We start from the raw sequence: 16,668 nt of genomic DNA on the forward strand, positions 1-16,668 counted from the left end.
TCGGCATAAGGATGTGATTGTAGATGTCCATTTTAGTAACCGGCGGGGCCGGGTATATCGGCAGTCATACGTGCATCGAGCTGCTTGAAGCCGGTTATGACCTTGTGGTGATCGACAATTTCGCCAACAGCAAGCCGGAGGCGCTGAACCGGATTGCGCGGATTGCCGGCAAGCCGTTCGCGTTCTATGAGCTGGACCTGCTTGACCGGCTTGGGCTGGACGAGCTGTTTGCCCGGCATCGGATCGAGGCCGTGATCCATTTTGCCGGCTTGAAGGCCGTCGGAGAGTCGGTTCAGCTGCCGTTGACGTATTATCAAACGAATGTGGCCAGCACCTTGATTCTTTGCGAGGTGATGAGGAAATACGGCGTGCACAAGCTGGTCTTTAGCTCATCGGCGACGGTCTACGGCGCACCGGAGCGTGTGCCGATCGGGGAAAACGCTTCGATCGGAGCGACGAATCCGTACGGCCGCACCAAGCAGATGATCGAGCAGATGCTGCAGGATTTGGCTGCAGCCGACCCGAGCTGGGGGATCTCGATCTTGAGGTATTTTAACCCGATCGGGGCGCATAAAAGCGGCATGATCGGGGAAAATCCGAGCGGTGTTCCGAATAATTTAATGCCGTATATTTCCCAGGTAGCCGTAGGGAGGCTTCAGGAGCTGAAGGTGTTCGGCAACGATTATTCGACACCTGACGGAACGGGCGTCCGGGATTATATCCATGTCGTCGATTTAGCCGGGGGACATCTCCGGTCGCTGGAGCGGATCATGCGGCATACGGGGGTTGATGTTTATAACCTGGGGACCGGAAGGGGCTACAGCGTCCTCGAAATGATTGCCGCATTCGAACGCGTGACGGGCAGAAAGGTACCGTATACGTTTGCGCCCCGCAGACCGGGCGATATTGCGGTATGTTACGCGGATACCGCGAAGGCGAACCGCGAGCTCGGCTGGGCGGCTGTCAGAGGCTTAGAAGAGATGTGCGAGGACACTTGGCGGTGGCAGGCGGGCAATCCGGAAGGCTACAATGAGAATGAGCTGGAACGAACGTTCATCCAAACGGTATAAGCGGTAATAAACGGAAGAATAGAGAATGAGCCATTCTTCCGTCTTTTTATTTATTCATAGGCATATATACCTATTAATTTAACAAAAAATGATTAAAATTTTATAATTTGAACGACAAATTTCGACAACATTGGTTCGCCCGTCTCATATATAATGGTTGATATAGGCAGAATAAAAAAGTATTGGAGACGAAGAAGTGCGTTTTTATCTGGGCACCTTAAACGCATGGAGTCAGTGGTGCAACCGGCCGATGTAAATCGGGAGGAATTGGATCATGGATCAGGCTAAAGTGGCAGGCAAAGAATTGTTGGATGTCGAATGGGTGGCGTTAATCATGTTTGCCCGCAAAATGGGGTTTGGCATTGAGGAGATCCGAAATACACTAAGCGAGCTGCAATCCTCGACGAGCGCGGACGGGAAAACGGCAGAAGAAGCGGTATAACCGCGACAATCGTTAATCGCGGTTAAGTCTCCATTTGTTAAATTCCAGAAATTCTTTGAACTGCTCCTTGCTTACGCCGGATAGCATAGCTTCCTTCACGAGAGCGGCCCATTCAGCATCGAGCGGTTCATTATTGTCGGCAGTCGATTCAGACTGCAGAAATTCCTCAACGGTAATGCCCAGCACCACGCCAATCTTTTCAAGAAATTGGATCGACGGATTTTGCTGAATTCCTCGTTCAATGGAGCTCAAATAAGATTTGGCGACTCCCGCTCTTTCGGAGAGCTCGGTAAGGGAAAGATTTTTTTTCTTGCGCAGCACTTTTATACGTTCTCCGATCATGTTTGATTGGTCCTCCTCTATACATCATGCTGTCCATCTTAACTTACAACTTCATTACATATAGCATAATGCTTACGATCGATTTATTGCAACCGTGTATAAAGGATCGGGAAATTTGGCAGGTTGTTTTCCATTTCAAGGGAGAGAACGGGTATCTAGACCGCCTCTCCCTGATTGCTTAACAAACCTCTAAAGACGCCTCCATTGGCGGAAGCCAACTCACTGAAGGTGCCCCTCTGGACCAAATGGCCGTTATCGATCACAATGATCTGGTCTGCATGCCGGATCGTCGATAGCCTGTGCGCAACGACAATGACGGTCATCGTTCCCCTAAGCCGGTCTAACGCCTCTTGAATCCGTTTCTCGTTCTCCGTATCCAGCGAGCTTGTCGCCTCGTCCAGCACGAGTATCGCCGGCTTGCGGATAACCGCCCGGGCCAATACAAGACGTTGACGCTCGCCCCCTGAAAGCCGCACGCCGCGGTCCCCGATAACGGTATCCAATCCTTGCGGCATCCTGCGCACGAAATCGGCTGATGACGCAAATTCCAGTGCCTCCCACAGCTCGTCCTCCGTCGCATCCGGTTTGATCATGATCAGATTCTCCCTGATGCTGGCGTTATAGAGGAATGGATCCTGCGCCACGTAGCCGATCGATCGCCTGAGCGCCAGCAAGTTGTGCTGCGTGACCGGAGTCCCGTCCACCAGCAGCGTTCCCGATTCGGGCTGGATAAGACCCATCACGAGGTCGATGAGCGTGCTTTTTCCCGCACCCGACCGTCCGGCGATCGCCGTCATTTGATTGGCGGGGATGTACAGGTTAATATTTTGCAGCGCATAGGCGGGCGACGAGGCATTATACCGGAAAAATAACCCCCGGCACTCCAAGCCATGCCGAACCTGAAGCGGAGCGGTTTCCGGACCGTTCAGCTCCTGCAGCCCTTGTTCAGCCGCTTCGAGGCATTCCCTCTGCAGCTCGATCAGAGCGTGAAACGCCGGAATCGTCGAAGCAATGTTCTCCATATTGGATTGGAGACTGGTAAATCTCGGCCATAAGCGCGCAAAAATCAAGATGATGAGCAGCAGGGACTGCCCTCCCGTATGAAAAAGCAAAAAGGACATGAAGACGAAGCAGGCGATCAGAACGGCCGAAGCGAACCTGTACACCAGCTGGGAATTCATTCGCAGCCGGACGTAGTTGATCTGTTCATGCATCATACCTTCGGTCAGCCCGTACAGCCAGGTCATCCGGGAGCTCTCCAGGTTGTTGCTTTTAATATCCTTGATGCCGTTCATCTGATCGGAAATGCCGGCCAGATAGTCCTGGGCGAACTGGGAGGTCTGACTCCCCAGCCGCTTGGCATGGCGGATAAAATTACGGGAAAATAGCGCCATAATGCCGCCGCCGATCAGGACGAAAAGCGTAAGTCCGGGTGAAATCCAGAAAGCGAGCGCGATTTGAATAAGCGTGAACAGAAACGAAGTCATAAATTGCATAAACAGATTAATGCCGTTCACGACGCGCGCCAGCTCGGCCGTCAGCAAATTGACCAAATCCGACGAACGTTTGCTCAGGAAGAACGACCACTTCGCTTTTAAGAGCGACTCGTAAATGTCATGGCGAAGCCGCCGGCTGAAGCGCTGCTGAATTTCCGTGTTGCGGATGGAGATAAAACGCTGCAGTAAATTTTGGCCCAGCACGATAATCAGGTAGCAGCCGAGAATAAGCGGCATAGCCTTTGCCTGCGGCAGGCCGTGCAGAACGTTCAGCCACTTGAAACCGAAGCTCTGTCCTTGCCAGCCCGACAGAATGCCGCTCAGGCTCAGCATCGGGATCAAGAGCAGAATGCCGATGCTGTCCAGCAGGCTGCTGATCACCATGCTGGCGATACTGAGATACAATTTCATTCCCGCAAAAGCTTGGAGCTGCTTGAAATAATGCATAATCGGTTTCATTGGGCGTTCCTCCGCGGCATGCCGGCAGATTGAGCAAACGTTTCCACAACGGCAAATTTTCGCATGACATCGTCTCCCGTAATATACAGCGGGCCGCTGCGCAGCCACGCATGGGCGATCAGCCGTCCGCTGCCGTCTCTGGCCGTGCCCAAATAAAGCGTGCTGCCGATGTGCCGTCTTTGAAGCATTTTCATTCCGGCAATGGCCCGGACCAGGCACTTGCTGTCCCAAACCGTGTGCCGGCTCACAATGTTGACCGCACTGGATATGCTTTTAATGATGCGGACCTCCTGCGGCTGAAGCTCGTTCGAGGTCTCCGCCGTTTTTGACCCAAGCGAAGGCGCAATTTTGGCAAAAGGGAAAACCAGTAACATCCGCGCCCATCCCAAAAAAAGAAACGCTTCTGCGAACAGTAGGACCGTCCTGTGGTCGTAGCTGAGCAGCAAGCGGATTTTTCGAAGCCGGTTCATTTTGCGTCGGCGTAACGGATCAAGCCTTCATGGAGCAGCCGCTGCAGAAACGTGTACACCTGCTGGGTGCACACATCGGGATCCACGTCGTACTCTTCGAGCAGGGCGTCGATGATTTGACCGACAGTAACGGTAGGCCCCAGTTTGTCCCAAATCATACCGCCCATATCGCCGAGATTATAGTATTTACCGTTCTGTACGCTGAGCATGACCTTTTCACCGTCCATATCGCTTACGATATTGCCTTCGCTTGGGATCAGCGCGTCTGCGTGCGACAGTTGTTTAGCCTGGTGCATGGATGGATTCCTCCTTCTGAGTTTCGCCGAGCAGGCGCGAGGCCAGCTCGTGAGCGCTGAAACGGGCGGTTCCCCGGCTGAGCCGATAACAGGCGAACCGGTTGACGATGCGGGCGAGGGTGCCGAAGTGCCATTCCCGCAGTCCCATATCGTTCACCAGAAACGGCCGGTAGGTGTGCCGGTAGAGCATATGAAACCGTTCCATCCCGCGAATCGGCTCCATCACTTCCGTATCGGCCGTCTTCATGAGCTCGAAAACGCCTGCAAGCGGCAGCGGCTGGTCATGAAAATGCGCGCGTACCGGGATGGCGAATTTCGTCTCGCGGCTGAAGATCGGGCGATAATCCGATTCCGGCAGCCCGAGCTGATTCATACTGTCCTGCCACAATTTTTGCTGCGGATATGCGGGGATGACGACAGGGGTCTGATCGTCGACGATGACGGGAATGACGTCGTCGCTCAGCAGCTTGTACCCGAGGCCGACCAGGGTGGACGCAAGCGTCGACTTGCCCGCACCCGAATGACCGACGACGGCATAGGCCTTCCCGTTAATGGCGACGGCGCTGCCGTGCAGCGGAAGAATGCGCCGATGCAGCAGAACGGCACCGAAACAGGTGCCGAGAATATAAAGCCGAACCCTGTCTTCCAGGGCGTCCGCGAAAGGCGATACGTGAATCGTGCTGCCGTCCTGAATACGAAAAATGCCGACCTCGGGAACCGTGAACATCACCTGCATCCCTGCGACAGCCCAATACTGGCCAATTTTATCCTGGGCCTGCCATTCCGAAGCGAGGTCGCACCGATGGATATGTACCGGTTCCGGGAGCTCGAATCCGTCCGGCTCGGTCAACTCGGGCAGGGAGATCTCGCTCTCTACCCGCAAGCCGAACGCTTTATACGTAAAACGGCAATTGGAATCGTTCAACAAACCCCACTCCAAACGTCGTATGAAATAAGAAAAGAGTCCCTTATACACTTTCGTGTATAAGGGCTTGTGTAAACCTAGACCTAGCTCGAGGAAGGTGTGTAGTGGTCGGTTTCATCCGGGTCGTTTTGTACGGCGTCGGGAATAGCCATACCCGGACCAGCCATCGTCATGTTAACGTCGAGCACTTCCAATTGCGGTTCTTTCCATGCTTTTTTGGTCATTGTTTTCACCTCCTTTCAAAAGGCGCGTTTCATAAAACGGTAAAAAGTCAGCCCGCGCATCAGCAGCCGGAAATTAATGTCGAACGCAAATTCGGGCCGGGGATCTTTGCGAATGACGGCCAGGGAAACGGCAAGCTGCTCCGTGTTCAAATAATCCTTCGCAAGCGGATCTTCGATCATGCGCTGCAGCTCGGCGGTGAAGCGATCCCAGCCCGGGAGCATCCGGTGCACGCCGTCGGCTCCCTGAATACCGCGGGAGCGGCGGTTCAGGCGGATTTTATCCGGCAAATAGCCTTCGGTGGACCTGCGGATCAGCGAGCGATCCATTCCGTACTGCACGTATTGGTCGTCCGGCACGGAAAGGCAGAACCGGACAACGCGGAGGTCGTTCGTCGGATCCCGGTCCCAGAGACGGTAATGCAGCGACAGCTTCGTGCCGATTGTGCCGTTATTGTTCCAGAAATAGAGCTGGCGGAAAAGGTCGTCCCGGACGTCGAACGTGTTTTGCAGGGTGGAGCCCCATACGTCGAGACCTTTCTCTCTCAGCCGCGGCAGCACTTGCGTGCGCTCCGCAAAATGAGGCGCGATCAGCAGCGGCTGCTCGTGGCTGCGGTTGGCGGGAAACAGGCGGGCTAGCGACGGGAACGCTTTTTTGCCGACGATCCGGATCACTTTGCCTTTGTACGCGTGTTTCGTGTAATGCCAAAATTCGCGGGCGAAACGGATCAGCCGCAGCTGCCGGATCAGCCTCGCCTGGTAGTCGAGGGCGGGACCGAACGATACCGACCAATTGCCCCGCTGTCCTGAAAGCAGCACGCCGATGCCCAGCAGGCTCGCCTGCTCGTAAATCCCTTTCATCCAGAAGGCATTCTCAAAAAATTTGTACGGGATCTCCAGCATGTCAAGCATATCGTCCATCACGGACAGCGGGCTCATATCCGGAAAATTGAAATAGTGGTCCTCGATCCCGCCCACATGCCGGACGGTGGTTTGGATTAGCGGCCTCTCGTCGGCAATCCGGCTCGCTCCCGTAAAGTCGGTAAAATCATCGAGGGGATAGGAGCTGAACGTATGCAGCCGTTTGTTTTCCTGCGCAAGCTCCCGTGCGGCGAAGCTGACGACCGATCCCGAATCGAGACCGCCGCTCAAATGGGCGCCGATGCCCAAACGGGTGCGCAAACGGGCCTTCACGGCCGTCCGAAAGACGTCCCGGAACGCTTCCTCGTATTCGCCGTTCGATTTCAGCCGAAGCTTGCTGCCGGCCGAAAGCGTGCAGTACCTGGAAAAGACGATTTTCCCGTCTGCAACGGTTATCGCATGCGAAGGCGGCAGCTGGCCGATCGAATCATACGCCGTAGCGAAGCTGTCGACGGCATCGGCCATAATCGGCAGCGCAAGAAATTCGCCGAGCCACTGGTCGTTCGGCCGCTTCTCCGCGCCGGGCAGCAAGAATAGCGGATGAATCGCCGTACAGAAAGCGAACGTGTCGGCAGACCGGTGAAAGTACAGGGTGCGGGCGCCCGAGAAATCTCTTGCACCGAATAGGGTGCGATTTCTCTCGTCCCAGATCATAAACGCGAAATCGCCTACCAGATGTACGGGAACCTCGCTGCCCCACCGTTCGTAAGCGAGCAATATGAGCACGCTGTCCGGTATTGTGTTCCGGTCCTCCCGGCGAATAAGCAGCTTGTCGCACAGCTCTTCCCGATTGTCGATGATCGCGTCCGCCGCAATGGCCAGCTTGCGCTCGGAATCATAATACGGCATCGGCTCCTGCGCCGACTGCGGAGTAATCCAATGGGCCCGGCAGCCGAGAAACGCAGCTCCCCTGTGCCAATACTGCGCATCGTCTGCCGGATACCTTTCCAAGTCCTTCATCATGGACATCCCCAGACGGGGGTCAATATTTTCGTACCGCAGGTGACAAATTCCGGCAATTGCGCTCATGGATTCCTCCGAATATTGTCGAAAAATTGTTCTTCTTAGCGAACAATTGTCGAAGAAAAGCAGGTGGATTTTGTTCTATATAAAGAACTACCAATAGGTTATCATTCCGCAAAAATGTTGTCAATGCTCTAACCGGACCAAAAAAAGGCTTCCGCACGGGTCGTTCGAGATTTCAAACCGGCAGCTCCATCCTTAGGCCCATGCCGGGCCATGAACAGAAGCAGGTTTCGCATTGCGGCGGCGGATCCCGCGTTTAGGCCGATTCTTCCGGGTGTGCTATACTTGAAAAAGGATGTTTTCCTTGTTTCAGGAGAGGAGCTTGATACAAGATGCTTACCGTCGTCGTGATTTTGCTTGCCGTTTTGATTATGACGCCCGCCGTTTTGCTCGGTTATATGTATGCCGCTTCAAAAAAGCCGCAGCATTCGATTATCCGCGCCCATCCCTATATGGGCTGGATCCGTTATTTGCTTGAGAAGCTGGGACCGGAGTTCCGGCAGTACTGGTTCGACGGCGATACGGAGGGGAAGCCGTTCTCGCGCGCTGACTTTATCGGTGTCGTGTTCGCGGCCAAATACCGGACCGATCTGGTCAGCTTCGGTTCCAAGCGCGATTACGAGCAGTCCGGCTATTATATCGCCAACGACATGTTTCCGAAGCTCACGGACGAGCTGAAGGTGGACAACGCAGAGAAGGCGCCTGCGATGAAGTATGTCATTGAAAAGGAAGGGCTGTTCACGCGGCGGGAGCGAATGACGGAGGACGAGGCGAAGCGCTGGCTGTACACGGATGAGGATGCGCTCATCGTTGGCGGGAGCCGCGCGCATCCGTGGCGTCTCAAAGGGATGTTCGGCGCATCGGCGACCTCTTACGGTGCAGTGGGCGAGCATTACATTCAAGCGGTCGGCAGCGGCGCACGAATGGCCGGAGGCTCCTGGATCAATACCGGCGAGGGCGGCGTCGCGCCGGAGCATCTTGCTTCCGGAGCCGACGTAGTGGCGCAGATCGGTCCGGGCCTGTTCGGTTATCTGGACGATCGCGGAGAGTTCTCGATGGAGGAATTTTGCGCGAAAGCGGCGGAGCCGAACATCAAAGCGTTTGAGCTGAAATTCGCGCAGGGCGCAAAAATCCGCGGCGGCCATCTCGAAGGCGCGAAGGTGAACGCCAAAATCGCGGCCATCCGCAAGGTGCCGGTCGGCCGCACCGTCAATTCCCCGAACCGCTTCCCGTTTCTGCACAGCGCCGAGGAGACGTTCCGATTCGTAAAAAAGCTGCAGGACGCCGGCGGCAAGCCCGTCGGCATCAAAATCGTCGTCGGCGATCCCTATAAGCTGGAATCGTTTCTGCAGACGATGATCGAGCTCGACATTTTTCCCGACTTCATTACCGTCGACGGCAGCGAAGGCGGCTCGGGCGCGACGTTCAAGGCGATGGCCGACGCGATGGGCCTGCCGTTGTACCCGGCGCTCATCGCGCTTGACGATACGGCCCGGCGGCTCGGAGTGCGCGATCGATTCCGCATTTTCGCTTCCGGCAAGCTCATTACGCCCGACAAGGTGGCGATCGCGCTCGCGTTCGGCGCCGATGCGGTCAATTCCGCGCGCGGCTTCATGATGGCGAGCGGCTGCATCATGGCGATGCAGTGCCATACCGGCAAATGCCCGGCCGGCGTGACGACGACCGATCCGAAATATATGGCGGCTCTGGCGCCCGAGGAGAAGAAGTGGCGCGTCATGAATTACGTGCTCCAAATGCGCGAGGGGCTGTATGCACTGGCTGCCGCCTGCAATCTCGACAGCCCGAAGCAGTTTGCGCGGGAGCATATCGTCTTCAAGAACGAACTCGGACGGACGGTCCGCATGAGCGAGCTGTTCCCGTACCCGGAGCCCGAATCCGGACGCGGGCTGGCTGCGAAACCGCCGGGGCGCCTGAACGACGCGGGTTGAGAGCAAAGGTGCTTTGGAAGGTCCTTACGGCAGAAAATTGCGGCCCATGTTAAAAACGAAAAATTGAGCGGAAGGCCGGCTGGAACGTTTCCAGCCGGCTTTTACTTGTCTCAAAAGGGTTAACTATTCACCTTGACTTTGGCTATCAATCGAAGGAAAAAGCTTGTTCCGCACCCAAAAGAGGGCGTGAGCCGGTTCTTCTTGTGGCGCGAATTTTTCGAAACGTTTCGAGAGATATGCCGCGAGAAACGAAGCATAAACGGATAAATGGTAAAAGAAGCGCTATTTTTGCATGAGAACGGCAAAAACAGGAACTTGAAAGCGTTATCGTTCATAACGTATAGTAGGTTCAAGATTCGAAACGTTTCGATGAAATGGCCGAAACCGGCGATTTGGAATGCGATATCGCCTCGTTCTGTCGAATTCGGATGAAACGAGCGCGGCCGTGTCCCGGTCAGAGGTTAGGACACTCGGAACGGTATTTTCGGGTCGACAGAGTCAACCATCCAACGCAGGGGGAGATGAATGATGAAAAAGTCGTTTGTACTGGTCTTGTCCGTCGTGCTGCTTGGTCTGCTGCTTGCAGGCTGCGGCGGCTCAAGCGGCAATGGAACAAATGAAAGCGGAAACAATGTTTCGACCGGAAATCAAACCGGGGGAGCGTCCGGCAATGCCGGGTCGAGCGGCGGCAGCGCAAACGGCGGAGGCGGTGCGGAAACGAATCCGCCCGCGGATGGCGGAGGCGCGAACGCTTCTTCCGGCGGCGTCGTGACGCTGAAGTACGGAACATGGAACGATCCGGCGGTCGAGCAGAAGAAGATCGCCGCTTTCGAGAAAACGCATCCGAACATCAAAATTGAGATCGACAAAGCGGTGACGTGGCCGTGGGACGAGAAGCTCGGCGCTGCGGCGGCCGCAGGCAAGCTGCCCGATGTCTTCTTCGTATTCAACGCGCCGGCGGATGTGGCAAACGGCTGGCTGGCCGATTTGACGCCGATGCTGAGCGCCGATCCGGACTACAACGAGAAAAATATTTTCGGCAACCTGAGCGCGACCGGCCAGTATAACGGCAAACAGTACGTACTGCCGCAGCAGCTGTTTACCCAGGGCGTGCTGATCAACGTCGACCTGTTTAACAAGGAAAACATTCCGCTGCCGAAGCCGAACTGGACGATCGACGACTTTGAGAACATCGCCAAGAAGCTGACCAAGCCGAGCGAGCATCAGTTCGGCGTCGAAAATTTGGCGGGCGCCCGGGAATTTTTTGTGCCGCAGTTCGATCCGAGCCTCGGCTGGCTTACATACGACGGCAAACAGTTCAATTTCGACAAGCCGGCGTTCTCCGACACGATTCACTGGATCAACAACGTCATTTACAACGACAAATCGTCCGTCGATTATTACGACCGCAAGCTGCAGGACCAATGGTACGGCAAGGACAAAAGCGGCTTCGTCATGGGCAAAATCGGCATGAAAATCGACGCGAACTGGTCGTTCGCCGAGCTCGCCAAAAACAATAAATTCAAGTGGGATTTCCTCCCGATCCCGGGCAAGGTCGGCCAGCGCATTCCGATGGTCACCGACTACATCGGCATGGCCAAGAACACGCAGCATCCGAAGGAAGCGTTCGAGTTCATCAAATGGCTGACGTATTCCAAGGAAGGCTGGATGCAGCGCATCAACGACATCGAGAAGCCGATCGCGACGATGCCGCTGATCAACGACCGCGACGTGTGGGACGCCTATCTGAAAACAACGTTCACCGCGCCGGGTCTGAAAGACGTCATTGCGGGCATTCCGAACGGCTTCGTCGACGGCTACAAATGGCTGCCGGGCGATGCGGAGATTATCTCCAAGCTGCTCGACCCATACGATACGAAGAAAGAGCTGCTGACGCTCAAGGTGAAGCCGGAGGACATTTCCAAGGACCTCCAGAAGAAGGCCATGGATATTTTCAACAAGGACAAGGCGCAAATCGAAGCAGCCGCCAAATAATATCGCAGCTTCCCTCCTCCCGCCCGGGGGAGGGGAACCGCGTCTTCGGGTGCGGGGATGCGGAACCGGGAGTGAGAACATGAAGAGAAGGATCTGGGCTGCCGCCGCTGCCGCCGTTATGCTTGCCGGCGTCGTCCATACGTCCGGCGTCCGCCCGGAGCGCGCAGAAGCGGCTCCTGCCGCCGCGGCCAGCCCGGGCGGCGGCCAGTCGGCCAAGTCCGACAGCGACGTGCTGGACGCCTTGTTCGGAGGCGGCCCGTCCGGCAAGGACGACGCCAAAGCGCAGCAGCCGCAGGGAGGCGAAAGCGGCGGCAAGCAGGAGCCCGCAGCCGCCGCCCCGCAGGCGGCCGAGGACGATTATTTCGACGCGCTCAGCCGCTGGGCGAAGGACGGGATCCGGGCGGCGAGCGGCGTAGAGCGGCAGGTGAAGCCCGCGGCATTCCGCGTTCGCGGCGCCGCGGCGCCGCTGCTGCCGGCGCAGGACAGCAAAGGTTACGGCGGGCCGGTATTCCGCTGGGATAAGAATACGCCGGAGGTCGACTTTACCGTGGACGTGCCGGCCGGCGGCCTGTACAACGTCCGAATCGATTACTATCCGCTGTCGGATACGATCATGTCCATTGAGCGGGGCATTAAAGTGAACGGGGATTACCCGTATTTTCAGGCGCGCCAGTTCGAGCTCTACAAGTATTGGCGGGACGCGGTTTACCCGTTCGCGAAGGACGGCCTTGGCGGCGACGAGCTGCCGCAGCAGAAGCCGATTCCCGGCTGGCGCTCGGAAACCGTGGAGGATCCGGCGTCGGCGGACGACCGGCCGCTGCTCTTTTATTTGAAGCAGGGGAGCAACACGATTGCGCTCCCGTACATCAGCGAGCCGGTTCTGCTCGGCGGCATCACGGTGACAAGCCCCGAAGACGTGCCATCCTATAAGGAATACGCCCTGAACGGCGGCGGAATGCATATGGCTCCGGCGGCGCTTCAAACGGTGGAGGCGGAGCGGACGCTGAACAAGAATGAGCCGTTTGTCCGCGCGCTGGCCGACGGCAGCCCGTCGTCCGTGCCGTTCGACAGCGGCAGCCTGAGGCTGAACGCGCTCGGCGGCGATTCCTGGCAGACCAGCGGGCAAAGCGTCACGTGGCGGTTCGAGGCACCGGCGGACGGCGATTACCAGCTTGCGTTCAAGTACAAGCACAACACGAATACAAGCGATTCGGGAACCGATCTGCCGGTTTACCGGACGCTGCGCATAGACGGGGCGATCCCCTTCGAGGAGATGCGCCGGGTCGCTTTTCCGTTCGCGAACGACTGGACGAACCAAGTGGTTGCGAACGCCGGCGGCGTGCCGTACCGGTTTCATTTGACGAAGGGCGAGCATACGCTGACGCTGACCGCGAACGACGCTCCGTACCGCGAGACGATAACGGCGATCCGCAAAGTAATGGACGGCATCAACGATTTGGCCATCGAGGTGAAAATGGCGACGGGCAATACGCAGGACGCGAACAGGGACTGGGATTTGACCGACCAGATTCCGGACGCGGCGGACCGGCTGAACGGGTTCGCGGACGAGCTGAGCCGCCGTTTTGACGCGCTTGTGAAGCTTGTCGGCCGCAATCCGGACTCCGCCAATGCGTTGGCGGTGTCCGCCGACCGGCTGCGCAATCTGGCCAAGGAACCGAATTCGCTGCCGTACCGGTACAGCCAGCTGTCCGAAGGCTCGGGCTCGATCATGCAGCTCCTCGGGGAAGCGCTCGGCAAGCTGCCGAACCAGCCGCTCACGATCGACCGCTTCTATGTCTATTCGGGCAGAAAGCTGCCGTCCGCGCGGGCAAGCCTGCTGCGGAGGCTGGAGGCGAATGCGGCCGCCTTTTTTCATTCGTTTACGAAGGACTATTCGAAGCTTGGGGGCAGCGGTTCGGATACGCTGCAAATCTGGGTCAACCGGCCCCGGCAGTATGTGACGGCGATGCAGCAGCTGGCGAATGAAAGCTTTACGAAGGAAACGGGCGTCAAGGTCTCGTTCTCGCTTATGCCGGACGAGACCAAGCTCATTCTCGCGAACGCCGCCGGCAATTCGCCGGACATCGCGCTGTCGATCAACAATACGACGCCGTTCAACCTTGCGGTGCGAGGGACGCTGGACGATCTGACCCAGTTTCCCGATTACGGGGAAGTCGTGAAGCGGTTTTCTCCCGGAGCGCTGCTGCCGTTTCAGTTCGACGGCGGCACGTACGCGCTGCCGGAAACGCAAAACTTCTGGGTGCTTTTTTACCGGAAGGATATTTTAAGCAAGCTGCATATTCCGGTTCCGGACACGATGGACGAGGTGCGCGCCATTCTGCCTGATCTGCAGCGGTACGGGCTTAATTTCTACGATCCGCTGTCGCAGACGGGGGGCTATAAGGCGTTCTGGCTGACGGTACCGTTCCTGTATCAAAACGGCGGGGAGCTGTTTCGCAGCGACGGAACGGCCGAGGCCGCCATCGACACCGATAACGCCCTGGCCGGGATAAAGCAAATGTCGGACCTGTTCACGGTGTACAATTTGCCGCTGAACGTGCCGAGTTTCTACAACCATTTCCGCGACGGCAGTCTGCCGATCGGAATCGCCGATTTCAGCGCCTACGTCCAGCTGACGTCGGCCGCGCCGGAAATTAACGGCCTGTGGGGCATCGCGCCGCTGCCCGGCGTGAAGGACGCGAGCGGGACGGTGGAGCGCTGGGCGCCGGGCACCGGCCAGTCGACGGTCATTTTCAAAAGCAGCAAACATCAGGAGGAAGCCTGGCAGTTTCTAAAATGGTGGACATCGGCGGAAACGCAAAGCCGGTTCGGCAGCCGGATGCAGACGATTTTCGGGCCGACGTACAGGTGGAACACGGCCAATCTGGAAGCGTTCGGCCAGCTGCCGTGGCCGGCCGAGGACATCGCCGTCATCGAGAAGCAGTGGACGTGGCTGAAGGACATCCCGCACGTTCCCGGCGATTACATGCTGGAACGGGGAATCAGCGACGCCTGGAACAAAATCGTGTTCGACGGCGTCAATCCGCGGCGGGCCGTGGAGGATGCGACCATTACCGCCGACCGCGAAATCGACAAGAAGCTCGAGGAGTTCGGGTACCGGAAGGACGGCAGACTTGTCAAACCGCTGCGCGTGCCGCAGCTGCCGGAAATGCCGCAGACAGAGGTGAAGAAGGATGAAACAGGCGGCTGAGCTGCTTCAGGGCGACAAGCTTCACGGGCCGCGGAGCGAACCGCTGAAGCTGAGATGGTACCGGAAACGAACCTTCAGAAACGAACTATCGGCCTATTTGTTTTTGAGCCCCTATCTGCTTTTGTTCACGCTGTTCATTGTCATCCCGGTCCTGGCAGCCGTCGGGCTCTCGTTTACGTACTTCAACACGGTGCAGGCGCCGAAATTTATCGGGCTGCAAAATTACGTCAATTTGCTGACGCAGGACAGCGAATTCATGATGTACGTGCTGCCCAACACGATTAAATTTGCGCTGGTGGTCGGTCCGGGTGGCTACCTCCTCTCGTTCCTGCTCGCCTGGCTGCTTGCGCAGATCCCTCGCCGCTCGCGCACGCTGCTGACGCTGGCGATTTATTCGCCGTCGCTGACGGCGTCGGTCGCGATGGCGGTCGTTTGGCTGATCGTGTTCAGCGGGGACTCGACCGGTTATTTAAACGCTTTTCTGATCAAATGGGGCTTCATTAACGAGCCGATTCAATGGACGCAATCGCCGCATTATTTAATGCCGATCATGATCACGGTCACGCTGTGGAACAGCATGGGCGTCGGCTTCCTGGCGATGCTGGCCGGCATTCTCAACATCAACCCGGAAATGTACGAGGCCGGTTATATCGACGGCATCCGCAGCCGGCTGCAGGAAGTGTGGTACATTACCATTCCGTCCATGAAGCCGCAGATGCTGTTCGGGGCGGTTATGGCGGTGGTCGGCACGTTCCAGGCCGGCGACATCGGGGTGCAGCTGTCCGGTGCGAACCCGACGCCCCAGTATGCGGGGCAGCTGATCAGCAACCATATCGCGGATTACGGCTTCATCCGGTATGACATGGGCTACGCGTCGGCTGTATCGGTGGTGCTGCTGCTCATTATTTACGGCTTTTCCAAGCTGGCGTGGCGGCTGTTCGGGGAAAAAGACGGAGAAAGGTGATGGCGATGGCTTCCTTCCACGGCAACAAAATCAACCCGAGCCGCTTCGGCCTCGGCCAGCTGAAGTATTTCGCGCTGCTCGTGCCGATCGCGGCGTTCATGGTTCTGCCGATCGTGTTTATTTTTTCGCAGTCGCTGAAGCCGCTGGACGAGCTGTTTCTGTACCCGCCGACGTTTCTCGTACATAAGCCGACCTTCGAAAATATCGACCGGCTGCTCAGCCTGTCGGATTTGACGGCGATTCCGGCGACGAAATATTTGTTCAACAGCCTGATCATCACGGCGCTTGTCGTTTCGCTGTCCTTGATCATCAGCGCCATGACGGGCTACGCGTTATCGAAGAAGCAGTTCCGGCTGCGCAAGTCGCTGTTTGAAATCAATACGATCGCGCTCATGTTCGTGCCGACGGCCGTCACGATTCCCCAGTATCTGGTGGTGGAACGGCTCGGGCTGACCGACAACTACCTCGGCCATATGCTGCCGCTGCTCGCCTTGCCCGTCGGCGTTTTCCTCATTAAACAGTTCGTCGACCAGATTCCCGGCGAGCTGATCGAGGCCGCCCAGATGGACGGCGCGAAGGATCTGACCGTCTTCTCGCGCATCGTCGTGCCGATCATTAAGCCGGCGATGTCCACGGTAGCCATTCTGGCGTTCCAGCTGGCCTGGAACAATACGGAAACGTCGACGCTTTATATGAGCAAGGAGACGCTGAAGACGTTCGCCTTCTACCTGACGACGCTTTCGACCGGCATCGAGAACAACGTCGCCGGGCAGGGGCTGGCGGCTGCGGCGGCGCTGCTGATGTTCGTGCCGAACCTGATTATTTTCATCGTCATGCAGAGCCGGGTCATGGATACGATGGCGCACTCCGGCATCAAGTAG

The 16,668-nt window shown here is 57.1% G+C and carries 14 protein-coding genes and 1 riboswitch; of the genes, 7 read left to right on the forward strand and 7 right to left on the reverse strand.

All coding sequences use genetic code 11. The annotated features are described in order from the left end of the window. Positions 1 to 23 precede the first annotated feature (23 nt). Positions 24 to 1,070 (forward strand): UDP-glucose 4-epimerase GalE, encoded by a 1,047-nt coding sequence (galE, locus tag PD282_RS01445; protein WP_274648621.1) that lies wholly within the window; start codon positions 24 to 26, stop codon positions 1,068 to 1,070. Between the two features lie 175 nt (positions 1,071 to 1,245). Continuing rightward, positions 1,246 to 1,328: riboswitch (cyclic di-GMP riboswitch) on the forward strand. Between the two features lie 16 nt (positions 1,329 to 1,344). Beyond that, positions 1,345 to 1,512, forward strand: coding sequence for a hypothetical protein (locus tag PD282_RS01450; RefSeq protein ID WP_274648622.1), 168 nt, complete (start codon positions 1,345 to 1,347; stop codon positions 1,510 to 1,512). A 12-nt stretch (positions 1,513 to 1,524) separates the two neighbouring features. On the opposite strand, the gene PD282_RS01455 is transcribed toward PD282_RS01450, so the two are convergent. From PD282_RS01455 to PD282_RS01485, 7 genes are all read right to left on the reverse strand, one after another. Next, positions 1,525 to 1,854 carry a helix-turn-helix domain-containing protein gene (locus PD282_RS01455; RefSeq protein WP_274648623.1) on the reverse strand — a complete coding sequence of 110 codons (330 nt, stop codon included), beginning with the start codon at positions 1,852 to 1,854 and terminating at the stop codon, positions 1,525 to 1,527. Between the two features lie 155 nt (positions 1,855 to 2,009). Beyond that, complete coding sequence (locus PD282_RS01460; protein WP_274648624.1) at positions 2,010 to 3,809, reverse strand: ABC transporter ATP-binding protein; 1,800 nt, start codon at positions 3,807 to 3,809, stop codon at positions 2,010 to 2,012. Then, a complete protein-coding gene (locus PD282_RS01465; protein ID WP_274648625.1) occupies positions 3,806 to 4,279 on the reverse strand; it encodes a lasso peptide biosynthesis B2 protein in 474 nt (157 codons plus the stop codon). The genes PD282_RS01460 and PD282_RS01465 overlap by 4 nt, the downstream gene beginning before the upstream one ends. Next, positions 4,276 to 4,575 (reverse strand): lasso peptide biosynthesis PqqD family chaperone, encoded by a 300-nt coding sequence (locus PD282_RS01470; protein WP_274648626.1) that lies wholly within the window; start codon positions 4,573 to 4,575, stop codon positions 4,276 to 4,278. The genes PD282_RS01465 and PD282_RS01470 overlap by 4 nt, the downstream gene beginning before the upstream one ends. Further along, the gene (locus PD282_RS01475; protein WP_274648627.1) at positions 4,562 to 5,500 is read right to left on the reverse strand and encodes a phosphoenolpyruvate carboxykinase (ATP); all 939 of its coding nucleotides are present in this window, start codon (positions 5,498 to 5,500) and stop codon (positions 4,562 to 4,564) included. Before PD282_RS01475 ends, PD282_RS01470 begins: the two co-directional genes overlap by 14 nt. 83 nt (positions 5,501 to 5,583) lie before the next feature. Beyond that, positions 5,584 to 5,724, reverse strand: coding sequence for a paeninodin family lasso peptide (locus PD282_RS01480; protein WP_274648628.1), 141 nt, complete (start codon positions 5,722 to 5,724; stop codon positions 5,584 to 5,586). A 15-nt stretch (positions 5,725 to 5,739) separates the two neighbouring features. Beyond that, entirely contained in the window at positions 5,740 to 7,671 is a 1,932-nt protein-coding gene (locus PD282_RS01485; protein WP_274648629.1) for an asparagine synthase-related protein, read from the reverse strand. A 329-nt stretch (positions 7,672 to 8,000) separates the two neighbouring features. Here PD282_RS01485 and PD282_RS01490 point away from each other — a divergent pair, with 329 nt between their 5' ends. The 5 genes from PD282_RS01490 to PD282_RS01510 all read left to right on the forward strand — a co-directional run bounded on the left by PD282_RS01490 (position 8,001) and on the right by PD282_RS01510 (position 16,668). Continuing rightward, entirely contained in the window at positions 8,001 to 9,617 is a 1,617-nt protein-coding gene (locus PD282_RS01490; RefSeq protein WP_274648630.1) for an FMN-binding glutamate synthase family protein, read from the forward strand. 528 nt (positions 9,618 to 10,145) lie between these two features. Continuing rightward, on the forward strand, positions 10,146 to 11,612 hold the full coding sequence (locus PD282_RS01495; protein WP_274648631.1) for an extracellular solute-binding protein: 1,467 nt from the start codon (positions 10,146 to 10,148) through the stop codon (positions 11,610 to 11,612). Positions 11,613 to 11,691: 79 nt separating this feature from the next. Further along, complete coding sequence (locus tag PD282_RS01500) at positions 11,692 to 14,823, forward strand: extracellular solute-binding protein (protein WP_274648632.1); 3,132 nt, start codon at positions 11,692 to 11,694, stop codon at positions 14,821 to 14,823. After that, on the forward strand, positions 14,807 to 15,787 hold the full coding sequence (locus PD282_RS01505) for a carbohydrate ABC transporter permease (RefSeq protein WP_274648633.1): 981 nt from the start codon (positions 14,807 to 14,809) through the stop codon (positions 15,785 to 15,787). Before PD282_RS01500 ends, PD282_RS01505 begins: the two co-directional genes overlap by 17 nt. Then, complete coding sequence (locus PD282_RS01510) at positions 15,787 to 16,668, forward strand: carbohydrate ABC transporter permease (protein ID WP_274648634.1); 882 nt, start codon at positions 15,787 to 15,789, stop codon at positions 16,666 to 16,668. Before PD282_RS01505 ends, PD282_RS01510 begins: the two co-directional genes overlap by 1 nt.

This window comes from Paenibacillus humicola (genome assembly GCF_028826105.1).
GTDB lineage: Bacteria > Bacillota > Bacilli > Paenibacillales > Paenibacillaceae > Paenibacillus_Z > Paenibacillus_Z humicola.

Bases quoted from the DNA above. Each gene is read 5' to 3' on its own strand.
- PD282_RS01510 (WP_274648634.1), top strand. From the start codon at position 15,787: ATGGCGATGGCTTCCTTCCACGGCAACAAAATCAACCCGAGCCGCTTC.
- PD282_RS01460 (WP_274648624.1), bottom strand. From the start codon at position 3,809: ATGAAACCGATTATGCATTATTTCAAGCAGCTCCAAGCTTTTGCGGGA.
- PD282_RS01480 (WP_274648628.1), bottom strand. From the start codon at position 5,724: ATGACCAAAAAAGCATGGAAAGAACCGCAATTGGAAGTGCTCGACGTT.
- PD282_RS01505 (WP_274648633.1), top strand. From the start codon at position 14,807: ATGAAACAGGCGGCTGAGCTGCTTCAGGGCGACAAGCTTCACGGGCCG.
- PD282_RS01455 (WP_274648623.1), bottom strand. From the start codon at position 1,854: ATGATCGGAGAACGTATAAAAGTGCTGCGCAAGAAAAAAAATCTTTCC.
- PD282_RS01500 (WP_274648632.1), top strand. From the start codon at position 11,692: ATGAAGAGAAGGATCTGGGCTGCCGCCGCTGCCGCCGTTATGCTTGCC.
- PD282_RS01490 (WP_274648630.1), top strand. From the start codon at position 8,001: ATGCTTACCGTCGTCGTGATTTTGCTTGCCGTTTTGATTATGACGCCC.
- PD282_RS01485 (WP_274648629.1), bottom strand. From the start codon at position 7,671: ATGAGCGCAATTGCCGGAATTTGTCACCTGCGGTACGAAAATATTGAC.
- PD282_RS01450 (WP_274648622.1), top strand. From the start codon at position 1,345: ATGGATCAGGCTAAAGTGGCAGGCAAAGAATTGTTGGATGTCGAATGG.
- PD282_RS01465 (WP_274648625.1), bottom strand. From the start codon at position 4,279: ATGAACCGGCTTCGAAAAATCCGCTTGCTGCTCAGCTACGACCACAGG.
- PD282_RS01470 (WP_274648626.1), bottom strand. From the start codon at position 4,575: ATGCACCAGGCTAAACAACTGTCGCACGCAGACGCGCTGATCCCAAGC.
- PD282_RS01495 (WP_274648631.1), top strand. From the start codon at position 10,146: ATGAAAAAGTCGTTTGTACTGGTCTTGTCCGTCGTGCTGCTTGGTCTG.
- galE (WP_274648621.1), top strand. From the start codon at position 24: ATGTCCATTTTAGTAACCGGCGGGGCCGGGTATATCGGCAGTCATACG.